This is a genomic window from Pseudomonas sp. 31 R 17 (assembly GCF_900004915.1).
Lineage (GTDB): Bacteria > Pseudomonadota > Gammaproteobacteria > Pseudomonadales > Pseudomonadaceae > Aquipseudomonas > Aquipseudomonas orientalis_A.
The window spans coordinates 39,198-54,489 of record NZ_CVTN01000078.1 but is presented as its reverse complement, the minus strand read 5'-3'; the positions used below and the strand labels follow the sequence as shown (position 1 = coordinate 54,489).

Genomic DNA, 15,292 nt, shown 5'->3' with positions numbered 1-15,292 from the left:
CAAGCCCCCTCCCACATTTTCAAACCGTGCCCACTTTTACCCAGCGCTCCTCATGAGCAGCCATCCGAATCGCCGTCGCCAACCGCTCCACCGCCCACGCCGCTTCAAAATCAGTGCCATCGCCACCTTGCCCCGCCAGCGCCATGATCAGCTCCTGTACCTCCAGCGTCTTAAGCTCGTTGTACCCCAACTGATGCCCCGCCGCCGGGCTGAACGCGGCATAACCGGGCAGGGCGGGGCCGGCGAGCAGACGCTGGAAACCGTCCTGGCCGACGCGGCACAGGCGCAGTTCGTTCAAGCGCTCCTGGTCGAACGCGAGCGTGCCCAGGGTGCCGCTGATTTCGAAACTCAGGTGGTTTTTGTAGCCGTGCTTGAGCCAACTGCTGCTGACCGTGCCGCGCGCGCCTTTAGCAAAGCGCAGCAGGGCGTGCACCTGGTCATCCACGGCGATGGATTTCAGCTCGAGGCTGCCTTTGAAGGCCGGCCGTTGCGCGTGGACGGTCTGGGTATCGGCGCACACGCTGACCACTTCGCCCACCAGATAATGGGCCATCGACAGCAAATGGCTGCCGAGGTCCGCCAGCGCGCCGCCCGCGTGTTCCACCTCACAGCGCCATGACCAGGGCGAGGCCGGATCGGCCATGAAGTCTTCGCTGAACTCGCCCTGGAAACTGATGATTTCGCCCAGCTCGCCGCTGGCAATCATCTGTCGCGCCAGTACGATCATCGGGTTGTGCTGGTAGTTGTAGCCGACGCGCGTCACCACCCCGGCCGCGCTGGCCGCGCGACGCATCGCATCGGCCTGTTGCAGGCTGACCGCCAGCGGCTTCTCGCAATACACCGCCTTGCCCGCCGCAATCGCGGCCATGGCCATGGGGTAGTGCAGGTGGTTGGGCGTGGTGATGGCCACCACATCGACCCTGGGGTCGTCGATCAGTGCCTGCCAGTCGGCATGGGCCTGGGCAAACCCCCAGGCACTGGCGCAGCGTTGCGCGCGCTCAGCGTCGGCATCGGCCAGCGCCGCCAGTGCAAGCGTGACCGGCAGTTCGAAGACCGCCCGGGCGTTGTTGAACGCCAGCGCGTGGGCGCGCCCCATGAAGCCTGTGCCGATCAAGCCGATTCCGAGTTCACGCATCGCCGTGGTCCTTTGCATTATTGTTTTCAGGAGGCGTATTAATGGAATAAATATTCTCAAAATTCAATAGATGGAATAAAAATTCATTTGATGTGCGAATCATCATTTCAGCTGATGCAGGGATATTCAGCTTGTGGCCAAATGCCGTCAGTTAACAAAAGATAACGTAGCACCGATTGTCAGACGATTCGAAAGCCCGATAGGATGGCCCGTGCTTGCCCCAGGCGCTCTAGATTGCAGGTTTCAGAGCCCTGCGCCAGGCAACACGACCTAACAATAATAAATGGGAGAAAGGTCTATGAGTGAGCCTGTCATGGGTTGGGTTGTTTGCCGCCCACGCGCCGCACGCAAGCTTGCGTTGCTGGCCACAGCGCTCTCGCTGTTTGGGGCCGTCGCATTGCCGACGGTCGTCCAGGCCGCCAGCGATACCACTTTTGCGATTGAATCCCCCAAGGCCGCCAAAGGCCTGATGATCGATGTCGTGCATGCCGGCCAGCGCCTGGTGGCGGTGGGTGATCGGGGGCACATCCTCTATTCCGATGACCAGGGCAGCACCTGGGCCCAGGCCAAAGTCCCCACCCGGCAACTGCTCACGGCGGTGTTTTTCGTCGATGCCAAGCACGGCTGGGCGGTTGGCCATGATGCGCAGATCCTGGCCAGCAGCGACGGTGGCGCCAGCTGGACCCAGCAATACCAGGACCTCAAGCGCGAAGCGCCGCTGCTCGACGTGTGGTTCAACGATGCCAATCACGGCCTGGCCGTAGGCGCCTACGGCGCGCTGATCGAGACCACCGATGGCGGCAAGACCTGGGAAGACGTCAGCGACCGCCTCGACAACGAAGACCAGTTCCACCTCAATGCGATTGCCTCGATCAAGGACGCCGGCCTGTTTATCGTCGGTGAGCAGGGCAGCATGTTCCGCTCCAGCGATGACGGCCAGACCTGGGAAAAACTCGAAGGCCCCTACGAGGGCTCGTTGTTTGGCGTGATCGCCACCGCTCAGCCGCGCACCCTGCTGGCCTACGGCCTGCGCGGCAACCTTTACCGTTCCACCGACTTTGGCGGCACCTGGGAACCGGTCGAGTTGAATGCCGCCCGCGGCGCCCTCGAATTCGGGCTGTCGGGGGCGACCTTGCTCGATGATGGTTCCATCGTCGTGGTGGGCAATGGCGGCAGCGTGGTGGTCAGCCACGACGATGGCCAGACCTTCAGCGTATTCAACCGCCCGGACCGGATTTCGCTTTCAGCGGTGACGGCGGCAGGCAATGGCAACTTGATTCTGGTCGGGCAGGGCGGCGTTCGCGTCGCGACAGCTGCTGGCGCCGAACCGACGAAACAATAAGAAAAAGGCGGGAAGCATGAGCAGTCATCACAACGATAAAGCGACCTTTCTTGAGCGCCTGATTTTCAACAATCGCCCGGCAGTGATCCTCATCTGCCTGCTGGTGAGTGTCTTCCTGTTCTGGCAGGCGACGTTGATTCGCCCCTCCACCAGCTTTGAAAAGATGATCCCGCTCAAGCACCCCTTCATCGAAAAGATGATGGAGCACCGCAATGACCTGGCCAACCTGGGCAATACCGTGCGCATTTCGGTCGAGGCCAGGGACGGCGACATCTTCACCAGGGAGTACATGGAGACCCTAAGGCAGATCAACGACGAGGTGTTCTACATCTCCGGCGTCGACCGCTCGGGCCTCAAGTCGCTGTGGAGCCCCAGCGTACGCTGGACCGAAGTGACCGAGGAAGGCTTCGCCGGCGGTGAGGTGATCCCGCAGAGCTACAACGGCTCGCCGCAAAGCCTCGATCAACTGCGCAACAACGTGCTCAAGTCCGGCCAGGTCGGGCGTTTGGTCGCCAACGATTTCAAGTCGAGCATCGTCGATATCCCGCTGCTGGAGTCCTACCCGGACCCCCAGGACCAGGGCAAGTTGCTGGCCCTGGACTATCGCAAGTTCTCCCATGAACTCGAAGACAAGATCCGCGACAAGTTCGAAGCCCAGAACCCCAACGTCAAGATCCACATTGTCGGCTTTGCGAAAAAGGTCGGCGACCTGATCGATGGCCTGGTGATGGTGGTGCTGTTCTTCGGTGTTGCGTTCGTCATCACCCTGATTCTGCTGCTGTGGTTCACCAATTGCCTGCGCAGCACCATTGCGGTGTTGAGCACGACGTTGGTGGCGGTGGTCTGGCAACTGGGGCTGATGCACTTCTTCGGTTTCGGGCTGGACCCGTACTCGATGCTGGTGCCGTTCCTGATCTTCGCCATCGGCATCTCCCATGGCGTGCAGAAGATCAACGGCATCGCCCTGCAATCCAGCGAGGCGGACAACGCCTTGACTGCCGCACGGCGCACCTTCCGGCAACTGTTCCTGCCGGGGATGATCGCGATCCTCGCTGACGCCGTGGGCTTTATCACGCTGCTGATCATCGACATCGGCGTGATCCGCGAACTGGCCATCGGCGCGTCCATCGGCGTGGCGGTGATTGTGTTCACCAACCTGATCCTGCTGCCGGTGGCGATTTCCTACGCCGGCATCAGCAACCGCGCCATCGAACGCAGTAAAAAGGACGCGCACCGCGATCATCCGTTCTGGCGCCTGCTGTCGAAATTCGCCAGCGCCAAAGTCGCCCCGGTGTCGATCCTGCTGGCCCTGGTCGCCTTTGGCGGCGGCCTCTGGTACAGCCAGAACCTGAAGATCGGCGACCTCGACCAGGGCGCGCCGGAACTGCGCCCGGATTCGCGCTACAACAAAGACAACAACTTCATCATCAGCAACTATTCCACCAGCTCCGACGTGCTGGTGGTGATGGTCAAGACCAAGGCTGAAGGCTGCTCGCGCTATGAAGCCATGGCGCCCATCGACCAGTTGATGTGGAAGATGCAGAACACCGAGGGCGTGCAGTCGGCGATCTCGCTGGTGACCGTGTCCAAGCAGATGATCAAGGGCATGAACGAGGGCAACCTGAAATGGGAAACCCTGTCGCGCAACCCGGACGTGCTGAACAACTCCATTGCCCGTGCCGACGGCCTGTACAACAACAATTGCTCGCTGGCGCCGGTGCTGGTGTTCCTCAATGACCACAAGGCCGAGACCCTGGACCGTGCGGTGCATGCGGTGCAGGACTTTGCCAGGGAGAACAACAAGGACGGCCTGGAATTCATCCTCGCCGCCGGCAATGCCGGGATCGAGGCGGCCACCAACGAGGTGATCAAGGAGTCGGAGCTGATCATCCTGATCCTGGTGTACCTGTGCGTGGCGACCATGTGCATGATCACCTTCCGCTCCTGGGCGGCGACGTTGTGCATCGTGCTGCCGCTGGTACTGACCTCGGTGCTGGGCAACGCGCTGATGGCGTTCATGGGCATCGGCGTCAAGGTCGCGACCTTGCCGGTAGTGGCCCTGGGTGTCGGCATCGGCGTGGATTACGGCATCTACATCTACAGCCGCCTGGAAAGCTTCCTGCGCGCCGGCCTGCCGCTGCAAGAGGCGTATTACCAGACGCTCAAGTCCACCGGTAAAGCCGTGCTGTTCACCGGTCTGTGCCTGGCCATCGGCGTGTGCACCTGGATCTTCTCGGCGATCAAGTTCCAGGCCGACATGGGCCTGATGCTGACCTTCATGCTGCTGTGGAACATGTTCGGCGCGTTGTGGCTGTTGCCGGCACTGGCGCGGTTCCTGATCAAACCGGAAAAGCTGGCGGGGCAGAAGGGCAACTCGTTGTTTGCGCACTGAACTGTAGGAGCGAGGGGGACGCCTAGTTCTTGCTCGCGAAAAACGTCAACGATAACGCGTGCATCTGGATAAATGCGCTGTCTGTGAGTTCTTCGCGAGCAAGCTCGCTCCTACATTATTGCTTTGGGCTATCATTGCGACCTTCCTCGTAAATGATTGACTGCCATGACTGCCGACACTCTGACCACCGCCCTTGCCAACAGCGACATGCTCATCATCAACGGGCTGCACGCCTTCGACTTCACGCTGGACCGGCAGTTGCTGATCGAAAGCATGGACGGTCGGGAACTCAAGCGGTGGACCTTCAGTCCAGAACAACTGGAGGCGGCGACCTTCGATGACAGCCTGCAAAGCTGGGTGCTGTGTAATGACGACGGTGAACACCGTCTGGTCTGCCTGAGCGCCATCCAGGGCGACAACAATAACGATGAGGACGAAGCAGATGATGCGTAAATTCTGGCCCCTGTTGATGGCCGGCAGTGTCGGCGCGATGTCGGTGCAGGCTGCACCGGCCGACACCTATGAACTGCTGGTCGGCAGCTATACCGCCGGCAGCAGTGAAGGGATCTACCGCCTGCAATTCGACAGCCGTACCGGGCAGTTCAGCGGCAAGCCGGTGCTGGCGGCGAAAACCGCCAACCCGTCCTGGCTGACGCTCTCCAAAGACCAGAAGCAGCTGTTTGTGGTCAACGAAAACGGCCCGGGCCAGGACGATGTGGTCGGTCGCGTCAGCAGCTACCGCATCGATCCGCAGAATTATCAGCTCACCCTGATCAACCAGGTGCAGAGCCTGGGCAATGAGCCGACTCATTCCAGTGTGGCCGCCGACGGGCGTTATCTGTTTGTCGCCAATTATTCAGTGGTGGAAGACCCGGGCGGCAGCCTGGCGATTTTGCCGCTGGACACCGACGGCAAGCTGTCGGCCCCGGTGCAGTTGAGCGGGCACCCGGCCAGCGGTGTGAACCCTGAACGCCAGGCTTCCAACCACGTGCATTCGGTGGTGTCGTCGCCGGACGGCAAGTATGTATTCGTGCAGGACCTGGGTGCGGACAAAGTGTTTGCCTACCGCTACGACCCCAAGGCCAACCACGAACTGCCGCTGACCCCGGCCGAGCCGGCCGCCGTGCAACTGCCACCGGGCAGCGGCCCGCGCCACTTGCTGTTCAGCGCCGATGGCAAGCATGCCTGGCTGACCACTGAGATGAGCGCCCAGGTGGCGGTCTTCGACTACAACGATGGCAAGCTTGCGCAAACCCAGTTGGTGGATTTCGCCGCCGGCCAGCCGGTGTCCGATAAAGCTGGCGCTGCGCTGCATGCCTCCAGCGACGGCAAGTTCCTCTACGTCAGCAACCGTGGCACGGCCAATCAGCTTGTGGTGTTCAGCATCGACCCGGCCACCGCGCACCTTAAGGAAATCCAGCGCCGCTCGGTCGAAGGCGACCACCCGCGCGAGTTCAGCCTGGACCCGAGCGGCAAGTTCCTGCTGATCGCCAACCAGAAAAGCAATGAGATCGTGGTGGTTGAACGCGACCCCAAGACCGGCCTCCTGGGTAAAACCGTGCAGAAATTGCCGATTGACGCGCCCAGCGACCTCAAGTTCCTGGTGCGTCAATAAGCCACAGGCCCCGAAAGCCGGGGCCTGACCTTCACTATTAATTTTATTGATGAAGGCTACTGTTTCAAAGCATTTCTAAGCTTCAACCCTCGGGCGTAAGTTGGCTTCCAAGGCCTCCCGGCCACCAAAACCAACGCACACGAGGGTTACCGTCATGAACTTCAATCTCTTCTCGATCATCGCCGCTTCCGCCGTTTCCGCGACCGTAGCCCTGCCTGCGGCAGCCAGCGTGGACGTCACCAGCAAAAAATCCGGCACCACTGCCTATACCCAGAAGTACCTGCAACAAAGTGCCAACTTCTATGCCGCGCTGGATCACAAGACCCAGGGCTAACAAAGATCAACCTGTGGGAGGGGGCTTGCCCCCGATTGCGGTGGGTCAGCTACAGATAAGCAGACTGACACATTGCCATCGGGGGCAAGCCCCCTCCCACAGGTTGATTGATGTTGGTTTCAGGGTTTTGCCATCACTGCCATAAACAGCTGCGACTCCAGAATCCGCTGCAGCCATGCCTGAAGCCGTGGATACGGCGCCCCCGCAAACCATTCGCGATCCACATGAGCGAACTGCCGTACGAACGGCACAACGGCCGCGTCCGCCAGGCTCATGTGCCCGGCGAGCAAGTAGTCATGGTCCCCCAGCAAGTCCTCCAGCATCTGCAGGAACACTTCACCCTCGGCCCGATAATGTTCCATTGCGTGCTCGGGGTAGCGCTCGGCGTACTTGTATCGATTCAAGTGATGTCTGAACACCTGGTCATTCTCGGCGATCAACGCCAGCACTGCAGGATCGCCTTGCAGCAGCCAATCCTCGGGGTCGTGCTGCGCCAGGGCCCATTGCATGATCTCCAGGCTTTCCTCGATCACCCGGCCGTCAAGGCTCAACACCGGCACCGTGCCCTTGGGCGACAACGCCAGCATGTCGGCCGGTTTGGCCTTGAGGCTCACCTCGATGATCTCCACCGGTACGCCTGAATAGCGCAACGCCAACCGCGCGCGCATGGCATAGGGGCAGCGCCGGAACGAGTACAGCAGCGCCGTGCTCACTTGACCTCCAGGGTGCTCAAGCCGTTGCCCTGGCGCTTGACCTGGATCTGCACCGGGATGCGTTCGTGCATTTCCTGCACGTGGGAGATTACCGCCACCTTGCGCCCCTGGGCCTGCAAACCGTCCAGGGCGTCCATCGCCAGTTGCAGGGATTCGGGGTCGAGGCTGCCGAAACCTTCGTCGATAAACAGCGACTCGATCTTCAAGGTACTGGACGCCATCGACGCCAGACCCAGGGCGAGCGCCAGGGAGACGAGGAAGGTTTCACCGCCCGACAGTGAGTGCACCGAGCGCAGTTCGTCGCCCATCTCGGTGTCCATCACCAGCAGGCCAAGCATGCTGCCGCCGCGTTTAAGGCGGTAGCGGCGCACCAGTTGGCGCAATTGCACGTTGGCGTGGTGCACCAGCAGGTCGAGGTTGTAGGCCTGGGCGATTTTGCGGAACGTGTCGCCAGTGGCCGAGCCGATCAGCGCATTCAGGCGGGCCCAACGCTGCCATTGGTCATAGGCCTTGGCGATCTGTTCGGCCAGGGCGTGGTTGGCGTCCTGGCGCCGCTGGTCTTCGGCCTGGCGGGCGCGCAGTTCGGCGCAGTGTTTCTCGCCCTCGGCCAGTTGCTGGTTGAGCGCGGCAAGGCTGTTGTCCAGCTGCTCGGCGTCCAGGTTGCCGTTGTGCAAGGCCTGATGTTCGGCCAGGCGCTGTTCGCGCTCCTGCAGCAAGACACCGGCTTGTTCAACGGCTTTTTCGCGGGTGTGCAACTGCTGGCGCAGGTCCGTGACCTGGGCCTCGTCGAAGGCCAGCAGGCGGGTCAGGCCTTGGTCATCCAGTTCGGGATGCGCGGCGCGCCACGCAGTGATGCGCGTGTCCAGGGCCTGCTGCTCCGCCTCGAGCGCTTGCTGACGTTCAAGCAGGGCCTTGAGATCGGCGACCAGTTGCACCAGCGCCGTGTGTACCGCGTGCAGTTCCTGGCTGGCGTCGGCTTCGCTTTGGCGCGCCTGGCTGACGGCCTGGTCCAACTGCTGTTGCCACTGTTCGGCGCTCTCGTGCGCACCGAGCAAGTCGCTGAGTTTGGCCTGGGCGTCGTGTTGCTGGGTGCAGAGCTGCGCGACCTGCAGATTCAGGGCTTCTGACTGCTGCTGGCGATGCTGCTGATGGGTCTGTTGTTTTTCAATGGCCTGCTGGCGCTCTTGCTGCTCGGCCAGTTCATCGCGCTGATGGCCCAGTTGCTCGAGACGCTGGCTGACCTGCTGGTCGAGTTGCAGGAAGGTCGCCGCCGGCTCACTGCGCAAGCCTTCCAGGGTGGCGGCGGGCAACAGGCTGGCGAAGCTGGCAAGCTCCGTATCGAGGCGCTCGCGGTCACTGGCCAGGGCGCGCTGCTGGTCGAGCAACAATTGTCGGGCCTGCTGGCTCGCGTCCTGTGCGGCCTGCAATTGCTGCTGCAAGCGCCCGGCGTTTTGTTGCAGGTTGAGCAGGGCGCCCTGGCGCTGTTCGTCCTGGGCGATGCTTTGGGTCAGTTGCGCCAGTTGCTGGGCCAGCCAGTCGGTGCGCTTGACCGCGTCCTGATGCAACAGCGTCGCGTACAGTGGGTGTGCTTCAAGGCTTGGCGCCAACGCCTGCTGCTGCAGCGCCAGCTGTTCCTGTTGCGCCAAAAATTCCTTTTGCTGGGCGATCAGCCCACCGACTTCGCCGCGTAGCTCGGTGAGTTTTTCCTTGAGGCGGTCGACGGCTTGCTGCGCTGTGGCCTCTTCGCTTTCATCGTGGCGACCCAGGCTCTGCAACAGCGCTTCGGGCTGGTGATAGGGATGTTCGTGGCTGCCGCAGACCGGGCAGGGCTGGCCATCCTGCAACTGTTCGCGCAGTTCCTCGACGCTCGCACTGCGGGCCAGGCGCTGGCGCTCCAGCAGTTGCCTGGTCACCGTCAGGGTTTGCTCGGCCACCGTCAGTTCGGCTTTGGTTTGCAGGCCGGTCTGGTTCAGTTGCTCGCGCTGCTGCGCCGCATCGGCGAGTTTTTGCGCCAGGGTGCCGGCCTGTGCGTCGAGCTGCTGTTGACTGCCCCACAAGCGCGCGAGGTCTTCGAAAGCGCGTTGTTGCTTGCGATTGTCCTGCAGGAGGCTGGCGAGCAATTGAATTTGTTCGGCCACCGCGTGGGGTTCGGCGCCGGCCTCCTGGTACAGCAGGTCCAGGGCCTCGCGTTGCTGGGTAAATTGCTCGACGGCGGCGTTGACGCGCTGTTCAAGCTGCGGCAGTTCAGCCTCGCCCTGGTTCAGGCGATTGCCGATCATCATCAGTTGTTGCAGGCGGTCGCGGTAGGCCGTCCAGGCGTCGCTCAGTGGCGCGAGGGTGGCGCTGCGCTCAAGTTCGGTGGCCAGGCTTTGCAGGCGCTCGGCGACCTGGGCCTGTTTGTCCTGCAAGCCTGTGAGCAAGACGTGGCCTTCGTGGCAGGCGCTTTCGTGCTGCTGCTTTTCCTCGGTGCGCTTGGCCAGCTCTTTGGTCAAGTGGGTGAGGGTGGTCTGTTCTTCGAAGGCCTGGCGCAGCAAAGGCGCGGCGCTTGCCTGGTTTTGCTGGGCCTGGGCCAGGGCCGATTGGGCGGCGGCCTGCTGTTGTTGCGCCTGTTCCTGACGGCTGTGCAGCACGGTTTGTTGCTCAAGGTGCTGTTGAATCTGCGCGGCGAGCGGGGCCAGCAATGCGTCGAGTTCAGCGCGACGCACGAAGTGATGGCGCTGCGGCGCGAGCTGGTCCAGGCGCGTCAGGTCCTGGCGCTGCTGGCCTTGGCTGTCCCACAGTTGTTGGGCTTGCTGCAACTGCTCGGCGGCGCTTTGCCGGCGCTCCTGCCACTCGCGCAATTCCTTGAGCCAGGTGTGCTGCAACTCCAATTGCTTGAGTTGGGCCTGGTGGGTTTTGAGTTGCTGTTGTGCCTGGCCCAGTTGTTGATCCAGCTCGGCGCGGGCTTCGGCAGCCAGAGGCACCACGCCGCTGGCCTGGTCCTGCAACTGTTTGTGCACGTCCCTGGCATCCTTGGCCTTGTCGAACGCACGGCGGCCCAGTTGGGTATACAGCGCGGTGTCGGTGAGCTTTTCCAGCAGTTCGCTGCGCTCGTTGTCGTTGGCCTTGAGAAAGGCGCTGAACTCGCTTTGCGCCAGCAGCACTGCGCGGGTGAATTGTTCGAAGTTCAGGCCCAGGGCCAGTTCCAGCTGGGTCTTGTATTCGGTTTTCTGACTGGCCAGCAGTTGCTCGCTGTCGAGGTCGATCAGGCTCTGGCGGCTGTTCTGCAACTTGCCGCTGGCCTTGTCGCGCGCGCGATTGGCTTCCCAGCGCGCACGGTAGCGGCGGCCGCTGGCGCCGACGAAATCCACCTCGGCATAACCACCGCCGGTGCCCCGTCTGAGCAGGGTGCGCGGGTCGCCGATGGAAATGTCGCTGTCGGCGTCCGGCATCTTGGCCTGGCCGGTATCGCCCAGGCGCGGCACCGCGCCAAACAGCGCCAGGCACAGCGCATCGAGCAGGGTGCTCTTGCCGGCGCCGGTCGGCCCGGTGATGGCGAACAGACCGGCGCTGGCCAGCGGCTCGGCGGTGAAGTCGATCTCGAACGGCCCGGCCAGGGACGCGAGGTTTTTCAGGCGGATGGCGAGGATCTTCATGGCTGTTCGCCCTCCTGTTGCACTTCCTGGAGCAGCACGGCGAAGTCCTTCAAGGTCTGTTCATCCACTTCGCTGCCGTAGCTGTCCTGCCAGGCGCGGCTGAACAATTCCTGGGGGGTGAGTTGGTCGAGTTCGACCAGGCGCTCTTCATCACTGCCTTCGCGCGGGCCATTGCCTGCGTATTCGGCAGCGATGCGTACCAGGCGCACGGCCTTGCCTTGCAGGGCATTTTCGATCTGCTGGCGCAGGTCCGGCTGCGGTTCGTCAAGGCGTACCCGCACTTCCAGCCATGGGTGACGTTGGGTTTCGGCCAGCAAATCCACATCGGGCAAGTCGGCCAGCTGTTTGAGGATATCTGCCAGAGGCGCGGCGTCCAGGCGTTGCAGGTTGACCGAGCGCGGAATCGGCAGCGGTTCGACGCTGACCAGTCTTTCGCCCTGGAACGTCACGTCGAGCACCTGGTGCTTGTAGCCGATTTCGGAAAAAGACAGCGGAATCGGTGAGCCGCTGTAGCGAATGCGCTCTTCGCCATTCACCTTCTGCGGCTTGTGCAAGTGGCCGAGGGCGACGTAGCCGACACTTCTATCGAAGAGTTTGGCCGGCAGCGCCTCGGCATTGCCGATGATCAGGCTGCGCTCGGAGTCTTCCGACACCGACCCCCCGGCCATGTGCGCATGGCTGATGGCAATCAGCGCCTGGCCTTTTTTGCGTTTGGCGTTGGCGGCGGCGATCAGCCATTCATGCACCTGGCCGATGCCCTGCAGGTAATCATCGCCCAACTGCGCCCCCGTGACCTCCGCCGGGCGCAGGAATGGCAGCGCCAGGCACCAGGCGGCGATCTTGCCTTTGGCATCCGGCAACGGGATCAACAGGCGTTCGGCATCCAACTGGCCATCATCGAGCCACAACACCCGGCCCAGGGCGTGGGTGCGCAGGCGGCGCATCAACGGTGCGGGCAGTTCGATGCGCGACCCGGAGTCATGATTGCCGGCAATCATCACGATCGTCAGTGTCGGGTTTTGTTCGTGGGCGCTGATGATGAAGTCATACAGGCGCTCCTGCGCCTTGAGCGGTGGGTTGACCGTGTCGAAAATATCGCCGGCGATCAACAGCGCCTCCGGGCGGTGGGCCTTTAACTGGTCCAGCAGCCATTCGAGGAAACAGGCGTGTTCGAAGTCGCGTTCCTGGCCGTGCAGGTTTTGCCCAAGGTGCCAGTCGGAGGTGTGGAACAGACGCAAGGCGAACTCCGTGCAGAAGAGGAAAAGGAGGGGAGTTTACCTGTAAAAGCACACGGGGTGCCTGCGGGTAGACCCGGAACCAGTGTGGGAGGGGGCTTGCCCCCTCCCACAGAGGATCGCGTTGTTTTATTGGATATCCGTGCCCCAACAAAAAATGCGCCCCTGAGGGCGCATTTCTTTGTTCGGTCAGCTATCGCCTGTCAGGCAGGCGCATTCCAGGCCCGATCACCTTTCTCGTCCTTGATCCGAGTCGGCAAGCCCATCACGTCCAGCGCTTTGAGGAACGGCTCGGCCGGCAGTTCCTCGACGTTGGCCATGTGTTTCACATCCCACTCACCACGCGCCACCAGCAGCGCAGCGGCGACCGGTGGCACGCCGGCGGTGTAGGAGATGCCCTGGCTGTCGGTCTCGGCAAAGGCTTCTTCGTGATCCGCCACGTTGTAGATGAACATCTCGCGCGGCTGGCCATCCTTGGTGCCCTTGACCAGGTCGCCGATGCAGGTCTTGCCGGTGTAGCCGGGGGCGAGCGACGACGGGTCGGGCAGGACGGCCTTGACCACTTTCAACGGCACCACTTCCAGGCCCTCGGCGGTGGTGACCGGCTTCTCGGAGAGCAGGCCGAGGTTTTTCAGCACGGTGAACACATTGATGTAGTGTTCGCCGAAGCTCATCCAGAAGCGCACGTTGGGCACGTCGAGGTTTTTCGACAGCGAGTGCACTTCATCGTGGCCGGTGAGGTAGAGGTTCTGCGAGCCGACGACCGGCAGGTCGTCGGTGCGTTTGACTTCGAACATGGTGTTGCTGGTCCACTGGCTGTTCTGCCAGCTCCACACCTGTCCGGTGAACTCGCGGAAGTTGATTTCCGGGTCGAAATTGGTGGCGAAGTATTTGCCATGGGAGCCGGCATTGACGTCGAGGATGTCGATCGAATCAATGCGGTCGAAATGCTGTTGCTGCGCCAGCGCGGCGTACGCGTTGACGACACCCGGGTCGAAGCCCACGCCCAGGATGGCGGTGATGTTCTTCTGTTTGCATTCTTCCAGGTGGTTCCATTCGTAGTTGCCGTACCACGGCGGGGTCTCGCAGACCTTGCCCGGCTCTTCGTGAATGGCGGTATCGAGGTACGCAACGCCCGTGTCGATGCAGGCACGCAGCACCGACATGTTGAGGAACGCGGAACCCACGTTGATGACGATCTGCGAGTCGGTCTCGCGGATCAGGGCCTTGGTCGCTTCCACGTCCAGGGCGTTCAGCGCGAAGGCCTGGATGTCGGCGGGAACCTTGAGGCTACCCTTGGCCTTGACGCTGTCGATGATGGCCTGGCATTTGGAGATGTTGCGCGACGCGATAGCAATACGACCGAGTTCGTCGTTGTGCTGCGCGCACTTGTGGGCCACCACCTTGGCGACACCTCCTGCACCAATGATAAGAACGTTCTTTTTCAATTGCTTTATCTCTCCTTTATCCGCCAGCTTACGAAAGGCTGGACAGGTAGTCGTCGTAACCAAATTCACGAACCACTTCGACTGTACCGTCGAGTTGTTTCACTACGATGGACGGCATTTTCAGGCCGTTGAACCAGTTTTTCTTGACCATGGTGTAGCCTGCGGTGTCGATGAACGACAGCCGATCGCCGATGGCCAGCGGACGATCAAATTGATACTCGCCGAAAATGTCCCCGGCCAGGCAGGATTTGCCGCACACCATCACGGTGTGTTCGCCCTCGCTTGGCGCCAGCTTGGCGTTGAGGCGATAGATCAGCAGGTCCAGCAAGTGGGCTTCGATGGAACTGTCGACCACGGCGAGGTTCTTGCCGTTGTAGAGCGTGTCGAGCACGGTGACTTCGAGCGACGCGCTGTTGGTGATCGCCGCTTCCCCCGGTTCCAGGTACACCTGCACGCCGTACTTCTCGGAGAATGCTTTCAAGCGCGCGCAAAACGCGTCCAGCGCGTAGCCTTCACCGGTGAAATGGATGCCGCCGCCGAGGCTGACCCACTGGACCTTGTGCAACAGCGCGCCGAAGCGTTCTTCGATGGTGCCGAGCATTTTGTCGAACAGACTGAAATCGCCGTTCTCGCAGTTGTTGTGGAACATGAAGCCGGAGATCTGCTCGATCACGCCTTCGATCTTCACCGGGTCCCATTCGCCCAGGCGGCTGAACGGACGCGCCGGGTCGGCCAGCAGGTAATCGGAACTGCTCACTTGCGGGTTGACCCGCAGGCCGCGGGTCTTGCCCTCGGAGCGCTCGGCAAAGCGCTGCAGCTGGCTGATGGAGTTGAAGATGATCTTGTCGCAGTTGTCCAGCATCTCTTCGATTTCATCATCGGCCCAGGCCACGCTGTAGGCGTGCGCCTCACCTTCGAACTTCTGGCGGCCGAGCTTCAACTCATACAGCGACGACGAGGTGGTGCCGTCCATGTATTGCTGCATCAGGTCGAACACCGACCAGGTGGCAAAGCACTTGAGTGCCAGCAGAGCCTTGGCGCCGGACTGCTCGCGCACGTAGGCAATCTTCTGCATGTTGACCAGAAGCTTCTGTTTATCGATGAGGTAGTACGGCGTTTTGATCATTTTTGAGAGCCTGCGGCGGTGCCTGCCAAAAAAGGACACGCATTGTGCCCGCACTTGGAACAGATCGAAAGGTTAGTGGGCGGAATTTGCTGCGCCGGGTTTCGAGCATAGGCCCTGAGTATGACCGTCCATGGTTATACACCGACCTGATGTGGGAGGGGCGGTGCGACGATTCGACTTGCTCTCGATGGCGGCCTCTGGGCCGACCAGGATGGTGGATTGTACCGAGTACATATCCGTTTCTGCGGTCACGGCTGCTAATGGTTCCGCTTTTACAGCGGCTCACTTTTGAAAAGCGCAAAAGTAAGCAAAACGCT

11 protein-coding genes are annotated in these 15,292 nt (G+C 61.7%); 5 read left to right on the top strand and 6 right to left on the bottom strand.

All coding sequences use genetic code 11. The features are described 5' to 3' along the window. Window positions 1-19 precede the first annotated feature (19 nt). On the bottom strand, window positions 20-1,135 hold the full coding sequence (locus tag BFP89_RS21220) for a Gfo/Idh/MocA family protein (RefSeq protein ID WP_065887418.1): 1,116 nt from the start codon (window positions 1,133-1,135) through the stop codon (window positions 20-22). Between the two features lie 313 nt (window positions 1,136-1,448). Between BFP89_RS21220 and BFP89_RS21215 the strand changes: the two genes are divergently transcribed. The 5 genes from BFP89_RS21215 to BFP89_RS21195 all read left to right on the top strand — a co-directional run bounded on the left by BFP89_RS21215 (window position 1,449) and on the right by BFP89_RS21195 (window position 6,818). Next, complete coding sequence (locus BFP89_RS21215) at window positions 1,449-2,477, top strand: WD40/YVTN/BNR-like repeat-containing protein (RefSeq protein ID WP_176718438.1); 1,029 nt, start codon at window positions 1,449-1,451, stop codon at window positions 2,475-2,477. A 16-nt stretch (window positions 2,478-2,493) separates the two neighbouring features. Then, the gene (locus BFP89_RS21210; RefSeq protein ID WP_065887416.1) at window positions 2,494-4,869 is read left to right on the top strand and encodes an efflux RND transporter permease subunit; all 2,376 of its coding nucleotides are present in this window, start codon (window positions 2,494-2,496) and stop codon (window positions 4,867-4,869) included. Window positions 4,870-5,034: 165 nt separating this feature from the next. Then, window positions 5,035-5,322: a DUF5629 family protein gene (locus BFP89_RS21205; protein WP_065887415.1), complete on the top strand. Its 288-nt coding sequence runs from the start codon at window positions 5,035-5,037 to the stop codon at window positions 5,320-5,322. Then, window positions 5,312-6,484 (top strand): lactonase family protein, encoded by a 1,173-nt coding sequence (locus tag BFP89_RS21200; RefSeq protein ID WP_065887414.1) that lies wholly within the window; start codon window positions 5,312-5,314, stop codon window positions 6,482-6,484. The genes BFP89_RS21205 and BFP89_RS21200 overlap by 11 nt, the downstream gene beginning before the upstream one ends. 154 nt (window positions 6,485-6,638) lie before the next feature. Further along, window positions 6,639-6,818 (top strand): hypothetical protein, encoded by a 180-nt coding sequence (locus BFP89_RS21195; RefSeq protein WP_065887413.1) that lies wholly within the window; start codon window positions 6,639-6,641, stop codon window positions 6,816-6,818. 119 nt (window positions 6,819-6,937) lie between these two features. On the opposite strand, the gene BFP89_RS21190 is transcribed toward BFP89_RS21195, so the two are convergent. The 5 genes from BFP89_RS21190 to BFP89_RS21170 all read right to left on the bottom strand — a co-directional run bounded on the left by BFP89_RS21190 (window position 6,938) and on the right by BFP89_RS21170 (window position 14,975). Further along, complete coding sequence (locus BFP89_RS21190) at window positions 6,938-7,531, bottom strand: glutathione S-transferase (RefSeq protein ID WP_065887412.1); 594 nt, start codon at window positions 7,529-7,531, stop codon at window positions 6,938-6,940. After that, complete coding sequence (locus BFP89_RS21185; RefSeq protein WP_065887411.1) at window positions 7,528-11,166, bottom strand: AAA family ATPase; 3,639 nt, start codon at window positions 11,164-11,166, stop codon at window positions 7,528-7,530. Before BFP89_RS21185 ends, BFP89_RS21190 begins: the two co-directional genes overlap by 4 nt. Beyond that, complete coding sequence (locus tag BFP89_RS21180; protein WP_065887410.1) at window positions 11,163-12,404, bottom strand: exonuclease SbcCD subunit D C-terminal domain-containing protein; 1,242 nt, start codon at window positions 12,402-12,404, stop codon at window positions 11,163-11,165. The genes BFP89_RS21185 and BFP89_RS21180 overlap by 4 nt, the downstream gene beginning before the upstream one ends. A gap of 200 nt (window positions 12,405-12,604) precedes the next feature. After that, window positions 12,605-13,849, bottom strand: coding sequence for a saccharopine dehydrogenase family protein (locus tag BFP89_RS21175; protein WP_065887409.1), 1,245 nt, complete (start codon window positions 13,847-13,849; stop codon window positions 12,605-12,607). A gap of 28 nt (window positions 13,850-13,877) precedes the next feature. Then, the gene (locus tag BFP89_RS21170) at window positions 13,878-14,975 is read right to left on the bottom strand and encodes a carboxynorspermidine decarboxylase (RefSeq protein ID WP_065887408.1); all 1,098 of its coding nucleotides are present in this window, start codon (window positions 14,973-14,975) and stop codon (window positions 13,878-13,880) included. Between the last annotated feature and the right edge of the window lie 317 nt (window positions 14,976-15,292).